This is a genomic window from Paraburkholderia sp., assembly GCF_035501035.1.
GTDB lineage: Bacteria > Pseudomonadota > Gammaproteobacteria > Burkholderiales > Burkholderiaceae > Paraburkholderia.
The window spans coordinates 1-3,467 of the sequence record NZ_DATJWR010000505.1 but is presented as its reverse complement, the minus strand read 5'-3'; the positions used below and the strand labels follow the sequence as shown (position 1 = coordinate 3,467).

General features: G+C 62.1%; 2 protein-coding genes and 1 pseudogene. 1 reads left to right on the top strand and 2 read right to left on the bottom strand.

What is annotated here, in order from left to right; all coding sequences use genetic code 11:
• Positions 1–9 precede the first annotated feature (9 nt).
• Together VMJ11_RS34300 and VMJ11_RS34295 are read right to left on the bottom strand one after the other, a co-directional pair.
• Complete coding sequence (locus VMJ11_RS34300; protein WP_325625667.1) at positions 10–282, bottom strand: hypothetical protein; 273 nt, start codon at positions 280–282, stop codon at positions 10–12.
• Positions 283–557: 275 nt separating this feature from the next.
• Positions 558–2,081, bottom strand: a complete 1,524-nt coding sequence (locus VMJ11_RS34295) for a M81 family metallopeptidase (protein ID WP_325625665.1) — start codon at positions 2,079–2,081, stop codon at positions 558–560.
• A 627-nt stretch (positions 2,082–2,708) separates the two neighbouring features.
• Between VMJ11_RS34295 and VMJ11_RS34290 the strand changes: the two are divergent.
• A pseudogene (locus VMJ11_RS34290) lies at positions 2,709–3,467 on the top strand (hypothetical protein); the annotation flags it as partial.

Here is a 3,467-nt window from a genome sequence, read left to right as displayed (position 1 = left end):
GGGTACGCGTCAGTAGCGGCGGGTCATGTTGGGGGCGGGGTCGAGCCGCCATAAAAAACAGACGACCTCTACCTGCCCACCTTCCACCCCGTAGTTTCTTTCATCATTCGGGGTGGCGCCAATCTCCATGACTGTTGGGGCCTCAATTCCCGGGGGCACGCCCTGTGGCAGAATCAAGATCGCGCTAGCTCGGACGTCAAGGCAATGGCCGGGCAACACATTGCCAAACTCGGCGCAAGGATCGCCGAGCTCCTCGAGATGTGTGTTTGAATCGTCGGTCAAGCGTCCGCTTGCTCACGGCGAGCTACGCCGCCAGCTCGCTCACATTCTGATCCGCGCGGAAGGATAGGAGCGCGCATCACAGTCGCGGCCGCGTTCGATGACGCGTGCTCGGGAAACGCAGAGGCGCAGCCGGGGCTCAGCGCATTCGACGACCGGCCTGCACGGCGGCCAGCTCGAAGCGGGCCGCCATTGCATTGGCGCCTCCCACGCGTGCCGCAGGCGTGCGAGGCTTCGATTCGAACGCGCGGCCCTTGGTGGCACGCGGCCCGCGTGCCTTATCGGCTCGCATGCGCTGCACTGCCGTGCAGCTCGCGCAGCGACGTCCCGTTTGGGCGCAGGCGCATGCGCGGATCGATGCGCTGCCACGGTAGATCGGCGGGATCGGCGGCCATGGGGCCAGGCGCCTTCGCCACGAGATGGGCAGCGGCGATCGCGTCAAAATCAGCGCGATAGTGAACCGAACTCTTATTGACGAGAATTTTCATGCGCTCGGGTTCGATACCGGCCACGCGGTAGAGATTGCGGTCGAACATCTGCATCTTCACAGAGCTGACCGCGATCCTCACGCCGTCGATGCGCAGGCACGCCACCGGCCCGATCTCAGTCCACATGCCGTTCATCATCGGGCCGTCGAAGCGCACCCGCCCATCGGCGAGATGCTCGACCACGAAGCGTTCGGCGAGCGGCGCATCGCCGGGCACGCCCGAGCCTCCCGCGAGCGCAAGCTCGATCGTCGCGCCCACGCCCGCTTCGTGCGCCTTCGCGGCCGCTTGCGGGTCCCAGATCAGGCCCACTGCCGCGTTGCTCGCGCCGTGACGCAGCAAGGCGCGCACGAGCCCCATCGTGTTCGAATCGCCGCCGGCACCGGGGTTATCCTGCGTATCGGCGATGACGACGGGGCTGGTCGCGTGTTCCGCGAGCCGCATCGCTTCGCGCACGGCGTCGTCGGGGGCGAGAAAGCGCACATCCCAGTCACGCTCCTGCGCCACGATGGCCCCGACCAGTGCATCAACAGCGGCTGTCACGGCGGCCTCGTCGAAGCCGAAGCCCCAGACGGCCGCGCCGCATTCGGGGAAATCGGCCGCAGGAAATCCAGGCGCGAACGACAGCGAGACAATCGAACCCTGCTCCAACGCCGCAAGACGTTCGTACATTCCGCGCGCCGGTTCGGCGAGCGTGCACATGCCGTTCACGGGGATCAGGAACGGAATTCGGCGCACGACGCGCTTCAGTCCGCGTTCGCGCGCTTCGCTAAGCCGAGTCAGGATGTGCGCGGCGCGCGCACCGGTTTCAGCCATATCGACATGCGGATAGGTGCGGTACGCGACCATCGCGTCGGCGAACGCAAACATTTGCTCGGTTACGTTGGCGTGCAGATCGAGCGAGACAACGATAGGCATGTCGGCGCCTACGATCGAGCGCACGCGCGCGAGCAATTCGCCCTCGCCGTCGTCGAGATGCTCCGTGACCATCGCGCCGTGCAGATCCAGGTAGATCGCGTCGTAGCCGCCGCGCCTGACCGCCTCCACGATTTCGCCCGCGATGCGCTCATAGGCGTCTTCGGTCACATGCGCAGACGCGCTCGCACCCGCCCAGATCACTGGCACGAGCGAATGGCCCGCCGCTTCCGCCGCTTGAATGAAGCCGCCGGCGGGCACATTCACGTCGCGCAGCGAGAGCAGGTCAAGGCCGCGCGCGAGCGGCGGGAAGCCCTCGCCCTGAACGAAGCTCTGCCAGCTCGCTTTCGTCGGGGCGAATGTGTTGGTTTCGTGCTGGAAGCCCGCGATGAGAATCTTCATTTCCCTTTACCTCTAATACATGGGATGACTGATCTAATGGATTTCGTGTCGCGCGAAAAAAAGCGCATCACATCTTCAGCGCTTCGCGCCCGGAAGCCTGACCGAAAGAACCAGCAGCGCCGCCACCGGCGACACGCCCGCGAGCGCGAGCAACGCCTGTCGCCGGGTGATTGAAACGTGAGTCGAGCGCAATGACATCGTGACCAGGGCAACCCAAAGTAGCAAGAGCAACAAAGTTCACGCATCGTTCTTCCGAGGGCAACAGTCCCTTTCCCAAGGGGGCGCGTTGCGCGAAATGTCGCGACGACGACCTTCAGTCCTCGGATGTCTCTTACCAAAGTGGAAGGGACCTTCGAGCGTCCATTTCAAGGCGATGGCGAACGGCCGCAGGTGGCCGTTTCGGCCGTTTGGGGGGGGGCGCGTCGTGGCAACGGCTGCCGATAGGCAACAGCCGGTCACGCAGTCATCTCGGGAAAAACAGCAACCACCCCCGTTCTTGTCTATCCACAAACACTTTGAGTATGTGCGCTAGCACACCGAACTGCACGGATATCGTCGGGCTCAAGGCCTATGCTCCGTGAGGCGCCGCGGTTTTTCATGTGTGTTATTTCGGCATGGAGGTCACCAATGAAACCCCAAATGGCGATGGCATACATGTCGATGCTGGCGAGGCAGTGCTGCTTTGCCGCCTTGTTGCTCAGCGGCCTGACAAGTCCACTCGCGGCGCAGGAGCTAGCGAGCGCGCCAGATGTGCCGACGACTGCTGCCCCGAGCTACAAGGTCGGTGACACCTGGACATACCTATGGGGGCGAACCGACACCAGGCCCGGAAACGTTCTTGTTCTGACGGTAGTCGCGGTTACAGAGACGCAGACAACGATGTCGTCTACGTGGAACGGGGGCGCCGCAAAGGAAGTAGATTATGACAGTCAGGGAAACGTGACGCGAGACGGCAACGGAACTACGTATGAGCCAAGCACTGGAGACCTTAGTTTCCCCCTGACTGTGGGCAAATCCTGGTTTTTTCACAATATTCGGCGCTTCACAGATGGAACCCTTGACGTCAGCGGGACCAGCAAGGTTGTCGCATTCGAGCAGGTAAAGGTAGCCGCTGGTTCATTTGATGCCTACAAAATAGAGAGCCGTGGCGTGAATGCAAAGCAGCTTGAGCGCTTGTACAGTGCGCCATTTACAAACATCTATTGGTATGCGCCCAGTGTCAAAAGAATTATAAAGTGGGACTACGCGTTATATCTCGGTCACCAGGCGCAGACCCAGACTAAGAACTTATCCGTAAATAAGTCTATACTTCGTTCGGAGCCGCAATCGAGTGCGACATTGGAGCGAAGGCTTGGCCAGGAAGAGAGTCGAATCGTGGGAGGTGAC

Excerpts from the sequence above, each read along its gene's own strand:
- VMJ11_RS34295 (WP_325625665.1), bottom strand. The coding sequence starts at position 2,081 with ATGAAGATTCTCATCGCGGGCTTCCAGCACGAAACCAACACATTCGCC.